Annotated in this window: 15 protein-coding genes and 3 pseudogenes; 8 read left to right on the top strand and 10 right to left on the bottom strand. The window is 44.8% G+C overall.

Annotated elements, in window-relative coordinates; translation table 11 throughout:
* Positions 1-88 precede the first annotated feature (88 nt).
* From JEU20_RS03970 to JEU20_RS03955, 4 genes are all read right to left on the bottom strand, one after another.
* The gene (locus JEU20_RS03970; RefSeq protein WP_198243759.1) at positions 89-328 is read right to left on the bottom strand and encodes a glutaredoxin family protein; all 240 of its coding nucleotides are present in this window, start codon (positions 326-328) and stop codon (positions 89-91) included.
* Positions 325-825 carry a TIGR00645 family protein gene (locus JEU20_RS03965; RefSeq protein ID WP_198245852.1) on the bottom strand — a complete coding sequence of 167 codons (501 nt, stop codon included), beginning with the start codon at positions 823-825 and terminating at the stop codon, positions 325-327. The genes JEU20_RS03970 and JEU20_RS03965 overlap by 4 nt, the downstream gene beginning before the upstream one ends.
* A gap of 11 nt (positions 826-836) precedes the next feature.
* Positions 837-4,511, bottom strand: coding sequence for a methionine synthase (gene metH, locus JEU20_RS03960; RefSeq protein WP_198243758.1), 3,675 nt, complete (start codon positions 4,509-4,511; stop codon positions 837-839).
* Positions 4,512-4,718: 207 nt separating this feature from the next.
* A complete protein-coding gene (locus JEU20_RS03955; protein ID WP_198243757.1) occupies positions 4,719-5,150 on the bottom strand; it encodes a hypothetical protein in 432 nt (143 codons plus the stop codon).
* Between the two features lie 283 nt (positions 5,151-5,433).
* Between JEU20_RS03955 and JEU20_RS03950 the strand changes: the two are divergent.
* A pseudogene (locus JEU20_RS03950) lies at positions 5,434-6,031 on the top strand (IS5 family transposase); the annotation flags it as partial.
* 323 nt (positions 6,032-6,354) lie between these two features.
* On the opposite strand, the gene JEU20_RS03945 reads toward JEU20_RS03950, so the two are convergent.
* Positions 6,355-6,795, bottom strand: a complete 441-nt coding sequence (locus JEU20_RS03945) for a rhodanese-like domain-containing protein (RefSeq protein WP_198243756.1) — start codon at positions 6,793-6,795, stop codon at positions 6,355-6,357.
* Positions 6,746-7,702 carry a cyclic nucleotide-binding domain-containing protein gene (locus tag JEU20_RS03940; protein ID WP_198243755.1) on the bottom strand — a complete coding sequence of 319 codons (957 nt, stop codon included), beginning with the start codon at positions 7,700-7,702 and terminating at the stop codon, positions 6,746-6,748. The genes JEU20_RS03945 and JEU20_RS03940 overlap by 50 nt, the downstream gene beginning before the upstream one ends.
* A gap of 378 nt (positions 7,703-8,080) precedes the next feature.
* Here JEU20_RS03940 and JEU20_RS03935 point away from each other — a divergent pair, with 378 nt between their 5' ends.
* The 6 genes and pseudogenes from JEU20_RS03935 to pepN all read left to right on the top strand — a co-directional run bounded on the left by JEU20_RS03935 (position 8,081) and on the right by pepN (position 13,694).
* Positions 8,081-8,587 (top strand): trypsin-like peptidase domain-containing protein, encoded by a 507-nt coding sequence (locus JEU20_RS03935; protein WP_198243754.1) that lies wholly within the window; start codon positions 8,081-8,083, stop codon positions 8,585-8,587.
* 45 nt (positions 8,588-8,632) lie between these two features.
* Positions 8,633-9,244, top strand: a pseudogene (locus JEU20_RS03930) (IS5 family transposase).
* Entirely contained in the window at positions 9,129-10,145 is a 1,017-nt protein-coding gene (locus JEU20_RS03925; protein WP_198245850.1) for a PDZ domain-containing protein, read from the top strand. The pseudogene JEU20_RS03930 and the gene JEU20_RS03925 overlap by 116 nt, the downstream one beginning before the upstream one ends.
* A complete protein-coding gene (gene moaB / locus JEU20_RS03920) occupies positions 10,142-10,660 on the top strand; it encodes a molybdenum cofactor biosynthesis protein B (protein ID WP_198243753.1) in 519 nt (172 codons plus the stop codon). The genes JEU20_RS03925 and moaB overlap by 4 nt, the downstream gene beginning before the upstream one ends.
* Positions 10,660-11,037 (top strand): DUF423 domain-containing protein, encoded by a 378-nt coding sequence (locus JEU20_RS03915; RefSeq protein ID WP_198243752.1) that lies wholly within the window; start codon positions 10,660-10,662, stop codon positions 11,035-11,037. Before moaB ends, JEU20_RS03915 begins: the two co-directional genes overlap by 1 nt.
* Positions 11,038-11,048: 11 nt before the next feature.
* Positions 11,049-13,694, top strand: coding sequence for an aminopeptidase N (pepN, locus tag JEU20_RS03910; protein ID WP_198243751.1), 2,646 nt, complete (start codon positions 11,049-11,051; stop codon positions 13,692-13,694).
* Positions 13,695-13,724: 30 nt separating this feature from the next.
* On the opposite strand, the gene JEU20_RS03905 is transcribed toward pepN, so the two are convergent.
* From JEU20_RS03905 to flgA, 4 genes are all read right to left on the bottom strand, one after another.
* The gene (locus JEU20_RS03905) at positions 13,725-14,510 is read right to left on the bottom strand and encodes a flagellar brake protein (RefSeq protein ID WP_198243750.1); all 786 of its coding nucleotides are present in this window, start codon (positions 14,508-14,510) and stop codon (positions 13,725-13,727) included.
* 87 nt (positions 14,511-14,597) lie between these two features.
* Positions 14,598-15,098 (bottom strand): flagella synthesis protein FlgN, encoded by a 501-nt coding sequence (locus tag JEU20_RS03900; RefSeq protein WP_245395094.1) that lies wholly within the window; start codon positions 15,096-15,098, stop codon positions 14,598-14,600.
* Positions 15,095-15,400 (bottom strand): flagellar biosynthesis anti-sigma factor FlgM, encoded by a 306-nt coding sequence (flgM, locus tag JEU20_RS03895; RefSeq protein ID WP_198243749.1) that lies wholly within the window; start codon positions 15,398-15,400, stop codon positions 15,095-15,097. The genes JEU20_RS03900 and flgM overlap by 4 nt, the downstream gene beginning before the upstream one ends.
* 114 nt (positions 15,401-15,514) lie before the next feature.
* Positions 15,515-16,120, bottom strand: coding sequence for a flagellar basal body P-ring formation chaperone FlgA (flgA, locus tag JEU20_RS03890; protein WP_281066790.1), 606 nt, complete (start codon positions 16,118-16,120; stop codon positions 15,515-15,517).
* Between the two features lie 259 nt (positions 16,121-16,379).
* Here flgA and JEU20_RS03885 point away from each other — a divergent pair.
* A pseudogene (locus tag JEU20_RS03885) lies at positions 16,380-17,316 on the top strand (chemotaxis protein CheV).
* The last annotated feature ends 101 nt before the right edge of the window (positions 17,317-17,417 follow it).

Here is a 17,417-nt window from a genome sequence, read left to right as displayed (position 1 = left end):
CGTCCACTAAATGATTAACGGGCAAGTAGTTACTCAATAACTTTTAGTGTTATGCAAGGGGATAGGCAAAATGAATGCTAAACGAGAATCAGGCATGGTGTTGAATAAAGTGTCGCAGAGAGTCCGCGTCAAAAGGCCAGTTCAATTCATCCGCGCTAGTTTTATGATGCAAAACTGGAATACGGATGCCGTAACGTGACATCCATTCTTCATTATCGGTGATGTCTTTAATCGAATAGTCCACAGGTTCAGGCAATGTTTGCAGCAACTGTTCGGCCTGTTCACACAGATGGCAGCCGGTGGTGGAAAATAAATAATATGTGTTCATTTTTGGCTTGGGTGGCGACTGATTTTGTCCATAACAGCCATTAACAAAGCGGAAACGACTAAGGTCATGTGGGTAATGACATACCATTTTATTTTGTCGCTATCGGTATCCTGCACATTCATGAATATCTTTAATAAATGAATCGATGAAATGGCAACAATGGATGAGGCGACTTTCAGTTTGAGTGAGCCGTAATCGTGGGTGCCAAGCCAATCCAGTTTCTCGGTTTTTTTGCCGATGTCGAGTTGAGAGACAAAGTTTTCATAACCGCTAAACATGACAATAACGGTTAGACTGCCGACTAGAGTCAGGTCAACTAGAGTCAGGATTTTCAAAATCAGTTCCGATTCTGACATGGTCAATAAATACGGAATAAAATGAATGATTTCCTGAAAAAATTTAATTGTCAGCATCAATAAAATTAGGCTGAGTCCAAGATAAACTGGACCTAACAGCCAGCGGCTGGCGTACATAAATTTTTCGAGTGTCTGTTCCAGTTTATTCATGATCAGTGAAATAAATGGGCGGATAACCAACGTTCGGCAACCTCTTCAATCATATCTTTACGATGTGCATAATCTTTCAATTGATCGCGACCAATTTTGCCAACATTAAAATACTGTGATTCCGGATGGGCAAAATACCAGCCGCTCACGGCGGAAGCAGGCATCATGGCGAAACTTTCGGTCAATTCAATGCTGGTGTTTTCGGTAACGTTAAGAAGTTCAAACAGCTTTTCTTTCTCGGTGTGATCGGGGCAGGCAGGATAACCTGGTGCTGGCCGAATACCCTGGTAGTTTTCAGCAATTAAATCTGAATTTTCCAGCTGTTCGTCTTTAGCATAACCCCAATGTGTTTTGCGTACCTGCTGATGCAGGTATTCGGCAAAGGCTTCCGCTAGACGATCGGCCAGTGCTTTTAGCATGATGCTATTATAATCATCATGGTCACGTTCAAATTCAGCTAATTTGTCTTCAATGCCGATGCCGGTAGTGACTGCAAAGGCACCTAGGTAATCTTTTTTACCACTTTCAACGGGTGCGATAAAGTCAGATAAGCAATAATTTGGCTTGCCTGGCGCTTTCATATTTTGTTGGCGTAAATGGTGCAGTATTGCCCGTTTTTCATGGCGATCATCATCTGTATACAGGATAATGTCGTCGCCCTGACTGTTAGCCGGGAAAAAGCCAATCACGGCACGTCCTTTCAGCCAGCCCTCGTTGACAATTTTATCCAACATCTGTTTGGCGTCTTTAAAAAGTTTTTTCGCTTCTTCACCCACCAGCTTGTCATCCAGAATCGCAGGATATTTCCCCGATAATTCCCAGGTTTGGAAAAATGGTGTCCAGTCGATATAGGGGATAAGTTGTTTAAGGTCAAAATTATCGATGACTTTAGTGCCCAAGAAAGTCGGCTTTATGGGTTGATGTTCATCGCGGTAGCGAAAGCGGTTTTTTCGTGCTTGTTCCAGCGAGAATTGCTGGTTTTTCGCCTTGCGTCCTTTGTGACGTTCTCGAACTTGAGCGTATTCTTGTCTGATTTTAGCCACATAATCTGAGCTAAGCTCATCACTCAGCAAGGAATTGACAACATTGACACAGCGGGAGGCATCGACGACATAAACCGTAGGCGCGTGGTAATGGGGTTCTATTTTGACCGCCGTATGGGCGCGCGAAGTGGTCGCCCCACCTATCAGTAAGGGAAGCTCGAAGCCTTGTCGTTCCATTTCTTTGGCGACATGCACCATTTCATCTAAAGAGGGGGTAATAAGACCACTGAGACCGATAATATCGACCTTCTCTTCGCGTGCTGTTTTCAGAATGGTTTCGGCGGGTACCATGACGCCAAGGTCGACAACATCATAATTATTACATTGCAGCACGACGCCAACGATGTTTTTACCGATGTCGTGGACATCGCCTTTGACGGTGGCCATTAGCACTTTTCCGTTAGGCTCGCTCTTGTCCTCTTTTTCCGCTTCCATGTAAGGCATTAAATGCGCAACGGCTTTTTTCATGACCCGTGCCGATTTGACGACCTGAGGTAAAAACATTTTGCCGGCGCCAAATAAGTCGCCGACGACATTCATGCCGTCCATCAAAGGGCCTTCGATAACATGCAAGGCTTTGTCGAAGGTTTGGCGTGCTTCTTCGGCGTCTTCTTCAATAAAATCAGCAATACCTTTAACCAATGCGTGTTCCAGGCGTTTTTCCACCGGCCAGCTACGCCATTCCAAATCTTCAGGTTTACTGGCAACACTGCCATCGCCGCGATATTTCTCGGCAATGTCTAGCAGGCGTTCGGTGGCTTCTGGTGAGCGGTTCAAGACGACATCTTCAACTGCATTGCGTAATTCTTCTGGAATATCTTCGTAAATTGCCAGCTGACTGGCGTTAACAATACCCATATCCATGCCGGCCTGAATGGCGTGATAAAGGAAGACGGCATGGATGGCTTCCCGAACCGGTGTATTGCCGCGGAATGAGAACGAAACATTGGATACACCACCGGAAACCAGCGCGTAGGGCAGGGTTTGTTTGATGGTGCGAGTGGCTTCAATAAAGTCTACGCCATAATTGTTATGTTCTTCAATACCGGTGGCAATGGCAAAGATATTTGGATCAAAAATAATATCTTCCGCTGGAAAGCCGACTTTTTCAGTCAATATTTTATAGGCGCGAGTACAAATTTCGACTTTACGTTGGTAAGTGTCCGCCTGGCCTTGCTCATCGAAGGCCATAACAATGACGGCCGCTCCATAACGCCGAACCAGTTTGGCCTGTTGGATAAAGTTTTCCTCACCTTCTTTAATCGAAATTGAGTTCACCACGCCTTTGCCTTGAATACATTTCAAGCCGGCTTCGAGAATGTCCCATTTTGAGGAATCTAGCATCACCGGAACCTTGGCGATATCCGGTTCGGCGGCAACCAGGTTCAAAAAGCGCACCATTGCTTGCTTGGAATCCAGCATGCCTTCATCCATATTGATATCGATAATTTGTGCGCCGTTTTCAACCTGTTCCCTGGCGACATCGAGCGCGGTGTCATAATCTTCTTCGACAATCAGGCGTTTGAAACGGGCAGAACCTGTGACATTGGTGCGTTCACCAACATTGACAAACAAGCTGTCGGGGCCGATGTTTAATGGCTCCAGACCCGCCAGACGGCACTGTTTCTGAATATCAGGGATTTGCCGTGGCGGATGTTTTTCGACTGCTTCAATAATGGCTTTAATATGATCAGGTGAGGTGCCGCAGCAGCCGCCAATGATATTCAGATAACCGCTTTTAGCCCAATCTTCCAGTTCTTTTGCCATATCATCCGGCGATTCATCATATTCGCCAAATTCATTCGGAAGGCCGGCATTTGGGTGAGCGGAGACAAAGGTATCGGCAATATTGGCCAGCTCTTCGATATATTGGCGCAGTTCTTTAGCGCCCAGCGCGCAGTTAAAGCCGATAGAAATGGGGTCGGCATGGCGCAAGGAATTAAAAAATGCCGCAGCGGTTTGTCCCGACAAGGTTCGGCCTGAGGCATCGGTGATGGTGCCGGAAATCATAATGGGTAATTTGAAACCGATTGTTTCAAAGTATTGTTCGACAGCAAAGATAGCAGCTTTGGCATTTAAGGTATCAAATACCGTTTCGATTAAAATAATATCGGCGCCACCATCAATCAAGCCGTGTACCGCTTCGGTATACGCTGTGACCAGCTCATCAAAGCTGATATTTCTGAAGCCTGGGTCATTGACATCAGGTGACATCGAGGCGGTGCGGTTGGTCGGGCCGAGTACGCCTGCGACAAAACGTGGCTTATCGGGTGTCAGTTGAGTAACATCATCACAGGCTTCGCGTGCCAAACGCGCTGATTCATAGTTGATTTCATAAGCTAAATCTTCCATGCCGTAATCGGCCATGGCGATAGAGGTCGCATTGAAAGAATTGGTTTCAACAATATCGGAGCCGACATCAAGATAGGCGCGATGTATGGACTTGATGATGTGAGGCTGGGTCAGAGATAACAAGTCATTGTTGCCTTTTAAATCGGACGGCCAATGGGCAAAGCGGCTGCCCCGATAATCACTTTCTTCCAGTTTATAATTTTGAATCATGGTACCCATGGCACCATCAAGAAACAAAATACGTTGAGATAACTGTTGTTTTAAAATATCGGAACGGGTCATAGAGTCAGTAGGTTTTGTATTGGAGAATGTGTCAGGTTCAGGCTGATTTCATCAAATGTTATCGTATGGGCCAGAAAGTGCGTCAGGGTATTGTATCAAGGGTAAGCTATTGATAACAAAACAACAGCGAAGAACAGAGTGATGGGGCTAGAGGTGGTACTAAAACCCGGAGCTTGGCCGGGTTTTAGTCGATGTGTAGATGGGGAGTTATTCTTTGTCTTCAGCAGTTGATTTAAAGCTATTTTTGATGCTGATAAACATTTCTTTAATGCCGCTGAATAAGTTAGCCACAGTAATGGCTTCCTGCATGATGAATTTGGTTCGAATCAGTGCAACGACTAAAAAAGCGCCGAAAGGTGGTAGCAATTCAAACACCACATTCATGAAAGTGCCGCCAGTGCCTTGTTCGTTCGTCATGCGATCGCCAATACTGGTTAAATCACGATCATAGTTGCCACCAATATCATCGCCTTGATAGGTGTCGATGATGATGATATTGAGTTGAACCAGTAACCATTGAACGGCAAAAAAGAGTGCGGCACAGCCGGCAACCCAAAACAAGCCATTCGGTTTTTTTACTTTGCTGACGGATTGGTAAATCCAGACTGCAATAAGAATCATTAATATGCCACCAATCATTTTTCTTCCTCTTTGTGTTCTAAGGTTGTTATTATCATGGGCGTGAATGACACGCACACACGTTTTTATTATTCTTGTCCATATTACTCATTATAGGCGCAGATGGCAATCTGGACGCGTCTGAAATTTTGAAGTGTGGAGAGATAATAGTTATTTCAGTGGTGTGTTTTTTAGCGGGCAACGAGTTTGTGCTCTAGGGGCTGTTGCCGTTTTGAAAATCCCCCTTGAAATTCAATAACTCCGCCACATAGATTGTTTATTTTGACTCAAAAACAAGCAAACTATGCCCCGACAAATGCTTACGGATGAACTTTGGGAGAAACTGAAGATAATTATGTTGAAAATGGGAATTTATGACAAACCTTGTCTTCGAAAAACAGTGGAATGCGGTATATAAACGATTCAATGACTGGTCTCGTAAAGAAAAACTGATGGGTATTTTTAACGCCTTGGTTGTTGATCCAGACCTGGAATGGGAATTTATTGATGGGAGTATTGTGAAAGCACATCAGCATAGTAGTGGTGCGGCCTGTGAACAAGAAACAGCGATAGGGAAATCTGTCGCCGGGAACACCAGTAAAATTCATATGGCCGTTGATGCCTGTGGTCTTCCTATTCATTTCTCAGTGACAGGCGGCGAAGTTCATGACTGTAAAGAAGCACCGAAATTAGTTGCAGAGCTCCCAAAAGGTGACTATATAGTTGCTGACAGAGGCTATGACAGTGAAGCATTACGTCTTCAAATTAAAGACAAAGGGGCTGTTCCTGTTATCCCAAGAAAAAAGAATTCAACTCGGGGAAATGATGAAATGGATTGGTGTCTCTACAAATATCGCCATCTCGTTGAAAATGTGTTTGCAAGACTTAAGCATTTCAGAGCGCCCCTAGTTTAGAGGAAAGATATTTATGTGGTAGATACCTTATTTTTTTTAGTGTTGATAGATGAATTACTTGACTTTAAGGGAATCCAAAGTAACATAGAACCCTCAGATGCCAATTAATTGGTACATTTATCAACAACATTACAAAAAGGTAGGACACTCATGGGAGCGATCTTAGACTTAACAGAACTGTTAAAAGAGCCGGCAGGCATGATTGGAGCGGTTGTAATTATCGCTGCAGGTTATTTTTTCGTAAAATGGGTTTTCGCAGAACCTAAAGACGAAGAGTAAAAATATCTTCTGAGGTATTTTTAAAGGCCGCTTTACCGAGTCCCCGGTGGCGGCCTTTTTAATGCGCGCTCGAAATTATTTTTGACGAAGTTGTGTAATTTTTGTTGGAGTTGCTGATATTTCTGCAGAATAGCTTGTTTCTCCGCTTTGAGTGCAGCACATTGGTTTTCCAATTCTATAATCCGTTTTTGTAATACATCAATGCTGGGTTCGTCGTCATCCTTTGTCGGACGCGTTTCTTGTTCGATATCGGTGCTGTTTTCGGGTACTGTTTTTACATCGATTTCTACGCCATCATCAATCAAAAAAGCCGGTGCGCTTTGAGTCGATGTGTCTACAGCCGTCATTCCTCCCTCGAGGATTGAGGCATCAAATTTGTTACGCAGTAACAAAAAAGCCGCGGCCTGGCTTGTTTTTCCATCTTCACAAACGACGATGATCGGTTGTTTTCGATCCAGTGTTTTTAAATGCATACGTAAAGAAAAAGAAAGGGATGTTGATGCTGTTTGGAAGATGCTGTTGCTTGAAGTCTTCGGCTGTACGAAGGTCGATCAAAATACCACCTTGTGCGAGTTTTTGCTGAGTCTGTTCCAGAGTAATAAATTTTAATGACGGTTTTTTAATCAGTTCAATAAAATTTTCTTTATCCAAGCGCAGTAATGACACATCGGTTTTTGCAATGACGGAAACGCTGCGGGGATTGCCGGAAATAATCGCATCTTCGCCAAACGTATCCTGTGCTTTCAGTTCTCCTAATTTGATAGGTTTGAGTTTTGGAGAGGGTTGGCGCAAAAGTAAGCACTCACCTTGTTTGATGAGGTAATAAAAATCGCCAGGTTCGCCCTGTTTGATGATGATTTCACCTTGTTTGAATTCCATTGATTCCAGGTTTATCAGGATGCGCTGCAAATTTGCAGGAGGAAGCGCCCGAAAAATCGGCGATTTTAGCAGTGTTGTCATCCAGTCATCACCGCTTTCTTCAGGTTCTTCAACAATCATCTCACTTGAATCCTCGGTTGTGGTATTTTGCTGTTGTAGTGTATTTAAAATTGCGGCATCCAGACAGATATAACGTAGCGCTGTTTCTGCGCAAGCGTTAACTTTGCGTGGAATTTGATGAGCCAAGGCAAAACGCGCCGCTTCCGTTCCTGCTTGGACAGATTCCAGTTCAAACTCCTTTAACTGTAAACTTATTTTACCGTCAAGCAAATAAATTAGTTGATTTTGTTCTTGCCCCAGTTGAAAAATGAACTCGCCCGCTTGTGCCGTTTTGATATCAAGATGGCTGCAAAGTTTTTTGAAATTTTTTTGCGGTAGATGACAGAGGGGAAAGAAGGTTCGAATAAGACTGGCATCCGCTGACGGAATTTCAATTGTCATAGTTTCATGATGCGCGTATGTTTGGAAAAATCCTGACTATATTAGAACGCTGATATAATGATAGATCAAAATATGCATTTATGGGATTAACTTAACCTAAGCTTTGTCGTCAATAACATGAGCTATTGATAAAAGGTAACTGCTCACCCGGTTGTGTTTTAGCCGGAGTAGGTCATTGATTTATCAGGACACGTGAATACATCCATGTAGTTCTGCATAACATCCCTGTTATGCAAGCCTGATAAATCAACAACCTACACCTGCTTTTTAGAGGGGGTGAGTAGATACGATAAAAGATATAAATAGTTTTATAGCATGACAATGGCTGGGTTAAGTTAATCCGCTGGTAATTTCCGAATAATCAATGGATGAGGTTATATGAAAATAAAAGCCCTTTGGCTTGCAGTGATAGCATTGTGGGTAGCCGGTGTTTTCAGTCCGGCATTGGCCCGAAATATTCTTCCCGCTTTTATTGAGGGTCAGACATTACCCTCATTAGCGCCCATGCTGGAAAAAACCATGCCGGCGGTGGTTAATATTTCGACCACTAAAGCGGTACGAAATAACCCGATGATGAACGATCCGTTTTTTCGTTATTTTTTCCAGATTCCCAATCGGCCTCGACAGCAACGGAACAGTTTGGGATCCGGTGTTATCATCAATGCCAAAAAAGGCTATGTCGTCACCAATAATCATGTTATTGATCAAGCTGATAAGATCCAGGTTACTTTACGAGATGGTCGGCAGTTTGATGCTAAATTGCTCGGGGCGGATGCAGAAGCCGATGTCGCGGTGATAAAAATTCCAGCTGATGGCTTGAAAGCATTAAAAGTGGCCGATTCTAGGGGCTGTTGCCGTTTTGAAAATCCCCTTGAAATTCAATAACTCCGCCACATAGATTGTTTATTTTGACTCAAAAACAAGCAAACTATGCCCCGACAAATGCTTACGGATGAACTTTGGGAGAAACTGAAGATAATTATGTTGAAAATGGGAATTTATGACAAACCTTGTCTTCGAAAAACAGTCGAAGGTATTTTTATCGCTTGCGAGTAGGTTGTCCCTGGAGAGATTTACCCACGGCTTTTGGTAATTAGTGGTGCGGCCTGTGAACAAGAAACAGCGATAGGGAAATCTGTCGCCGGGAACACCAGTAAAATTCATATGGCCGTTGATGCCTGTGGTCTTCCTATTCATTTCTCAGTGACAGGCGGCGAAGTTCATGACTGTAAAGAAGCACCGAAATTAGTTGCAGAGCTCCCAAAAGGTGACTATATAGTTGCTGACAGAGGCTATGACAGTGAAGCATTACGTCTTCAAATTAAAGACAAAGGGGCTGTTCCTGTTATCCCAAGAAAAAAGAATTCAACTCGGGGAAATGATGAAATGGATTGGTGTCTCTACAAATATCGCCATCTCGTTGAAAATGTGTTTGCAAGACTTAAGCATTTCAGAGCGATCGCCACGCGATATGACAAACTCAAACGAAATTTTGAAGGCTCTATCGCTCTGGCTTGCGCCTTTTTATGGTTACCTATGTGAAATGGCAACAGCCCCTAGTCGATTAAAAGTCGGCGATTTCGTGGTGGCTATTGGTAATCCTTTTGGCTTAGGACAAACAGTGACATCCGGGATCGTCAGTGCCTTAGGGCGTTCAGGCCTTGGGATTGAAGGCTATGAGGACTTTATTCAGACCGATGCTTCGATTAATCCTGGCAACTCCGGTGGCGCATTGGTCAATTTGCGCGGTGAGTTTATTGGTATGAATACCGCGATTCTGGCGCCGAATGGTGGCAATGTTGGGATTGGCTTTGCAATTCCTGCCAATATGGTGATGACGCTGGTCGATGCCTTGGTTGAACATGGAAAAGTTCGGCGCGGACGTTTGGGGGTTACGACCCAGGATCTCACATCAGAGTTGGTTGCGGCATTTGGCCTGAAAAGCTCGCACGGAGCCGTCGTCAGTCGGGTCGAGTCTGATTCTGCCGCTGCCAAGGCCGGATTGGAGCCGGGTGATATTATTACCGCTGTCAATGGTCGTTCGATTAAAAACAGTGCGCAAATTCGGAACATAATCGGTTTGATGGAAGTAGGGGATGTCGTTGAGCTTGAAGTGATTCGGGGCAATGAAGAAAAACGCATTCAAGCTGTGATCGGGAAACCGAAAAAACAGACCATAGCCGGCGACACATTACATCAACGGTTGGCCGGAACGGTACTGATGAATAGCCCAAAAGGCCGGGTCGAAGGGGTCATGTTTGAAAAAATTCATACCGGTTCGTATGCCTGGCATGTCGGTTTGCGGCCGGGTGATATTATCGTGTCGGCCAATCGTTATCGTGTGCATAATCTGGAGGAGCTGGCACAAGTTGTCAGGCCAACAAGTCCGTTGCTGATCAATATTCAGCGCGGTGGTGATGCATTCTTTTTGGTATTGAAATGACAGAAATAAAAGCAAAAGTGTTGAATATCTGCGTGTTGACGGTATCTGACAGCCGTACTGAGGCGGATGATGTGTCTGGAAATACATTATGCGAGAGAGTTCTCGCTGCCGGACATAAGGTTTATGAGAAAAGCATTGTGGCCGATGATATTTATCAAATACGCGCGCAGGTTTCGGCCTGGATTGCCAACCCCGAGGTCGATGTGATTTTAACCACAGGCGGTACCGGGGTGACAGGCCGTGATGGGACACCGGAGGCGATTTCGCCATTGCTGGATAAGGTGCTAGATGGGTTTGGCGAAGTCTTTCGGATGCTGTCCTGGGATACGATTAAAACCTCGACCATTCAATCTCGAGCCGTTGCCGGTGTCGCCAACCGAACCTATGTTTTTTGTTTGCCTGGGTCATCTAATGCCTGCCGTACGGCGTGGGATGAAATCATCGTGCATCAGCTCGACAGTCGCACCAAACCGTGTAATTTGGTGCAGTTGATGCCTCGACTGAAGGAGGTCTGATGCGTTCACCTTTACTGACATTAGCGGCATTGAGCGCCGCATTAGCGGTGGCGATGGGCGCTTTTGGTGCACATGTATTAAAAACCGTACTGACAGCTGAGATGCTGGCCGTTTATAAAACAGCGGTGAACTATCAAATGTGGCACGCCTTAGGTTTGGGGCTGGTGGCACTGGTTCAACAGCAAGGTGAAAACAATGTTTTGTTACAGTGGGCCGGACGCTTGATGTTTACCGGCATTATATTGTTTTCGGGGAGTTTATATTTGCTGGTGTTATTGGATTGGCCTAGGTTAGGCATGATTACACCGGTAGGTGGCGTATCATGGTTAATTGCGTGGTGTTTATTATTGGTCTATGCCGCTAAAAAACAGGATTGATGGAAGATGACATGAAAGATGCAAACCCAAAAACGATTTATTTGAAAGATTATACCGTTCCTGATTATTTAATTGACCACGTCGAGTTGGATTTCAAACTGGATGCCGATAACACTCAGGTCGCCTCGAAGATGACGATTCGGCGTAATCCTGCCAGTGAACGACAAGGTACTGAACTGCTGTTAATGGGAGAAGGATTACAACTGGACAGCGTAAAATTAGATGGTCAGGCATTGAATGCAGAACAATATCGGCAGACTGCCGAAAGCCTGGTTATTTTTCAGGTGCCGCAAGACAGCGTGTTTACACTGGAAATCGTCAACCGGATCAATCCGGCCGCCAACACCGCTTACGAAGGCTTGTATCTGTCCAATACGATGCTCTGCACGCAATGTGAGGCCGAAGGGTTCCGCAAGATTACCTATTTTATCGACCGGCCGGATGTAATGAGTCGTTTCAAGGTGCGGCTGGAGGCTGATAAAGCGCGTTATCCCGTGCTGTTATCTAATGGTAATAAAATCGATCAGGGCGACTTGCCGGATAATCGACACTGGGTCGCCTGGGAAGATCCGTTTGCCAAACCTTGTTATCTGTTTGCGTTGGTCGCGGGGCAGTTGGAAAAAATCCATGATCGGTTTGTCACGCAATCCGGGCGCGAGATCACACTTGAAATTTATGTCGAGGCACATGATCTGGATAAATGTGATCATGCCATGCAGTCACTTAAAAAAGCTATGCACTGGGATGAGCAGGTATATGGCCGCGAATATGATTTGGATCTGTACATGATTGTTGCCGTCGGTCATTTCAACATGGGCGCGATGGAAAACAAGGGCTTGAATATTTTTAATACCAAGTTTGTGTTGGCACGCCCGGATACAGCGACCGATGCCGATTATGAGCATATAGAAGGCGTCATCGGACATGAATATTTTCATAACTGGAGCGGCAACCGCGTCACCTGTCGGGACTGGTTTCAGCTCAGTTTAAAAGAAGGCTTCACCGTTTTTCGGGACCAGGAATTTACGGCTGATCAAACGTCGCGTGCCGTCAAGCGGATCGAAGATGTCAAAATGCTCAGAACCCGACAATTTGCTGAAGATGCAGGTCCATTAGCCCACCCCATCCGGCCGGATTCCTATATCGAAATCAATAATTTTTATACTCTGACCGTGTACGAGAAAGGTGCGGAAGTGGTCAGAATGCTGCATACCCTTCTGGGGGCGGATGGTTTCCGGCGAGGTAGCGATCTTTATTTCGAGCGTCATGATGGTCAGGCAGTAACCTGCGATGATTTTGTCAAAGCCATGGAAGATGCCAACCAGGCTGATTTAAGCCAGTTCAGACGCTGGTATTCGCAGGCAGGTACGCCGGAACTGTCAGTGGAAGAATATTACGATGCCGAAAACTGTCAGCTTCGGGTTGTTTTTTCTCAAACCTGCCCGCCGACACCGGGTCAGCCCGATAAACAACCTCTGCATATTCCGGTGACGATTGGGCTGATAGGTCGTGATGGTCAGCCGCTTGCTGTCGAGATAGATGGCATGAGCTCTTCAGAACAGGTGACATTGTCGCTGACTGAAGCCGAACAATCGTTTGTCTTGAATCATGTGCCGGAGGGCGCATTGCTGTCTGTGCTACGGGGATTTTCAGCACCGCTTAAATTACGGCTGAATCGTACCCCGGTGCAGTTGGCGTTTCAGTTGCAATATGACAGCGACAGCTTCAATCGCTGGGAGGCTGGGCAACAACTGGCCAGCCAGGTTATTTTAGGATTGATCTACGATATTCAAAACGCCAGGCCCTTGAAAATGAACGCATTATTGACGGATGCTTTTGCCACCGTTCTTAAGCAATCCTGGCAGGATTTGTCTTATTTGGCCTTATTGCTAACATTGCCGGAAGAAAGTTATTTATCAGAGCAGATGAATGTGGTCGATGTTGATGCCATTCATCAAGCCCGGGAGTTTGTGGGCAAGGCTTTGGCTGAAGCGTTAGAAGAAACCTTTTTAAGCTATTATCATGAATATCATCGCGACGAATCGGGTGATTTCAGCAGTGACGCCATCGGTCGCCGGCGGATCAAAAACCAATGCCTGCATTATTTAAGTCATTTGGAAAAAGATTCCGTTTATAGCTTGATGACAGAACAATATGCTAGCGCGGGTAATATGACCGATCAGCTGGCGGCGCTAAGCACCATCGTCAATAGTCAACATCCTGAAAAAGAGTCAGCATTGACCGATTTTTACCAGCAGTGGCAGGATGAAGCGCTGGTGATTGATAAATGGTTTAGTCTGCAAGCGAGTAGTTCCGCTGCGAATGCTTTTGACAGCGTGCAGGCTCTGGCTCGGCATCCAGCTTTCGATCTGAAGAATCCCAATCGAGTACGGGCGTTGATTGGTGCATTCAGTCAGGCTAACCCCGTGCATTTTCATCGGCGTGATGGTGCAGGTTATCAATTTTTGGCCGATCAGATTATTGCGTTGGATGTCATCAATCCGCAAGTTGCCGCGCGTTTGTTGGCGGCATTGACGCAATGGCGTCGTTTCGACACCTTGCGTCAGCAACAGATGAAAGCACAGTTACAGCGGATTATGCAGATCGATTCTATTTCGCGCGATGTGTATGAGGTTGCCAGCAAGAGCCTGCTGTGAGTGTGCGTATTCTATCGGGTGGTATGCAGGTCAATTGTTTTTAGTCTGCCGAATGTATTGCCGTTCCAGTTGTGCGACAAATGCAGACAAGCGCTTTTGATCCCGGCTGGACAGATTTTCAAAAAAGCCACCTAGATTGATTTTGTTTTGTGGAGCCTTTTTTACAAAACGTACATGTAGATCGAAATCTATTCGGTACTCATCAAGCCGAATATGGCAACGGATTAACTGATCGCCACGTTTGATGCGTGCATGATTGTCGCTTAAGTTGACGCCAATGCCGGTTCGGCTCAGGTCATAGAGTTGTCCGCCAACCGTGGCATTATTTATGCTGCTGATGCCAGCAAATGCAATGCGTAGTGACTGAATCGGAACGCGCGGCGATTTTCGCCGTTGCGGATAATAAATTCGCTGTGGCAAACCGGTTTTGTAATGTTTTTCGCCTTGGTGTGTGACGGGGGTCAGGTTTTCTAGTGTGAAGGCAAGGTGGATTCCTTCTAAATAGGCTGACAGCTTGCAGCCCTTTTTTTGCTCAAGTAAGGTATTTCCATGGGCGGGGACTAATTCATCCAATAAGATTTCTTGCCTTTCAGGGTGGACGGCCAGAATTGAAGATGTGAACTTTTCACCTTGGTCGGAGAATGTAATGGTGCACAATTGTGCGTTGTTTTCCAGTTTTTGTAGAATCGTGTTGATACGGAAAGGCTCGGTAACAAAATTAGGCCCGGTTTTCCTCGGTGCAGGTTCAAGCTCTTTGTCATGTTGCGAGGGAGTGTCGACTGAACGAGCAAAAATTTTTTTTATTGTTTTTAACATACGCTGTGTATTTCTAGTGATTTTTTAATGCAGTGTAGAACAAAATTAAAATATTTATGTTGTTACCGCTGCATTTAGGTTCACTTTTTAAGCCGAGGCGATCGCTCGAGAAAAATGCGCAGCCGTGGTCGAGCCTTTTGCGGTATAGGTTGTTGCAAATTGGTTTTTACCGCGAAAAATCTGTTGAATGCGTTGGTTATGTCGCATTAAAAGTGCAATACTCGCGCCATTTTGTTCATTTAGCTGTTGGCATCGTTTGATCAGCTGAGTTATTTTCTGCCAGTTTTCAAGGCCTTCTTTTATCGGTAAATTTGCCAACTTGGCCTTGATAAAATAATGCTGTATGCCAGAAGCGTTGAGTTCGAGTGACTCGGTGGCTAAAATTTGCGTTAATTGTAAACTAAATTGTTCAAGTTGCTGTGAAACGCGTTTTTTTTGCTCGGCAAGTTGGGCAATAGTCGCGGCATCTTGGCGACTGTTCAGCTTTTCCGCTTCGCGTTCAAGAATGGTCAATAATTCCTGATTCAGCTTATACCCTTGCATCAGCAGATTTTCAGTAATCGGATAGGTTTTTTTGATCATAATCATGCACTGTTAAATGGGTTGTCAAATTGCAGCATTTTTTCAGCAATGCTATCGGCATCGATCTGGTAATTACCTTGCTGCAGCGCTTCTTTGACCGCATTGATTTTTTCCTCGTTCAGTACGGATGAGGTATTGCTGGCCAGTGCCTGTTTTATTTTCTGGCTGACAGCCGTTGCATCAAAACTATCAAATTCCGGCCGTGCCGGAGGCGATTTTTTTGTTGCCTGATCGACAGTGTCTTTTTTTGTATTCGAGCTTGTGGTTACAAGCGGTGTGTTTTTTCCGGTTATGGGATTAATTGCCATGAGAATCTCCAGTGACTATTTTTCTGTAGGGGTTATCGGCATTTTAATCAATAACTTTAATGAATAGGTCATTTTTTGTAAAACCCTGTGTTATGTTTTTATTATTGGATTGGGTCAAAAAATTGTCACCAGACCTGGTTTTGCGACGCGTGCCTGAATGATGCGTTTTGAGGCGATGTTTTTAACCCGTATATTTTGTCCTAATTTTCCATTCATCAAGGCAATGCCGGTCATGCTGATTTGAAAAGAGGAACTTTTGGCCTGAATTTTGACGATTTCACCACGCTTGACCAGGTCAGGCGCTTCAAAAAAACGTGGGTTGACCAGCGCCCCTGCCGACAAGTAGCGTTTGGCTTGTTTATTTAAAACCAGATCAGGATTGCTCAGATAGCCTTGGTGTAACAAGCCAATATCCATTTTTTGATAACGCAAATGCTGTTTTGTCAGTCGTTCACCGCGGTTAAGTGATTGCGCCATAACGAGAACGGGTTTGACCAGTTTGATGGTGACACTGCTATAGATTGTCCATCCCTTATTGGCGCGGCAGCGTATTCCTAATGTATTTCTTCCCGCTTTCAATGACCCTTTTGGGACAAAAACCTCTGGTTTTTGGGGACATGCGGGGAGTTTCAGCCGACCGTCTAGTTTTGACAGCTGATAACTGACCGCAACATCCTCTGTAACGCTGGCATTTTTACTCAGTTGCGTATCAAGAAACATTTTAAATAAATTTTGAACAGCCTGTAAGTCTTGAAATTTTCCGGCATAAAGCAACGGGCTGAAAAAGATAAGACTGATGCTGAATATGAAAGTCCTGGTCATGTGCGTCAGTTTTTTGTCAAAAAAAGTTAAAAAATATCAAGCATAAATCGGGCCATAAAAATTAAAGTAAAATGCTGGAAGCTCGCTATACTTTAGAGAGATTTGGGAATTAGAGTGTCCTTTGAGTTTAAATAAAGAAGCGTAATGAGGTTTTAGTATGGCTGGAGTACTAGATGGTGTTGACCAACGGACAAAATTGGCCGGTCACAATCGGTTTGAATTGTTATTATTTAAATTGAATGGGCGGCAGCGGTTCGGTATCAATGTATTTAAGGTGCAGGAGGTTATCCAATGCCCGCAGCTCACCCAGATTCCAAAGTCGAATTCAGTTATTTGTGGTGTCGCCCATTTGCGTGGCAAAACCATTCCGGTATTGGATTTAGCCATGTCGATAGGTATGCCGCCGCTTAGTCGGGGCGAGGGATCTTATGTGATTGTGACTGAATATAATCGTGGCGTACAAGGCTTTATGGTGGGCTCGGTCGATCGTATCATTAATATTGGTTGGGATGCAGTCAAGGCACCGCCGGGCGGGGCGGGGCGGGAGAGCTATTTAACGGCGGTGACAGAATTTGAAAATGAACTGATAGAGGTCATTGATGTTGAAAAAAGTAATGAAGGAGGTTATCGGCTCAAGAGAGCAAGCTAAAGAAGAATTGGTCGAGGCCGGGTTAAGTCAAGCGGAAGACCGGGTGCTGGTTGTCGATGATTCTCTGGTGGCACGGAATCAGGTTAAAAAAGTGTGTGAACAGGTTGGGCTGGAATGTGAATTGCGCAAAGATGGCTTAGACGCTTGGGAGCACTTACAGGAATTGGTCGAGCAAGGCATCGATATTTCAGAGCATTACACCATGATTATTTCTGATGTCGAAATGCCGCGTATGGATGGTTATACCTTGGCGACAAAAATAAAAAATGATCCTTTGATGAAAGATGTTTATTTGGTTTTGCATACCTCTTTGAGCGGTGTCTTTAATTCCTCAATGGTGGAAAAGGTCGGAGCTGATGAGTTTTTGGCTAAATTTGAGCCTGATGAATTGATAAAAACCATCCAAAATCAGTTGAAACGGTATCATGCAAAATATGAGAGCTAGAGCGGCTAGCACCGTTTTAGTGCTGGATAAAAAAGCATGATGGCATTAATAGCAGAGCATACTTAAGATGGATATTTCGCCCCTGGATTATCAGGCCATTT

Origin of the sequence: methane-oxidizing endosymbiont of Gigantopelta aegis, assembly GCF_016097405.1 — a bacterium.
Classification (GTDB): domain Bacteria; phylum Pseudomonadota; class Gammaproteobacteria; order Methylococcales; family Methylomonadaceae; genus Methylomarinum.
This window is presented reverse-complemented; position numbering and strand designations above follow the sequence as displayed.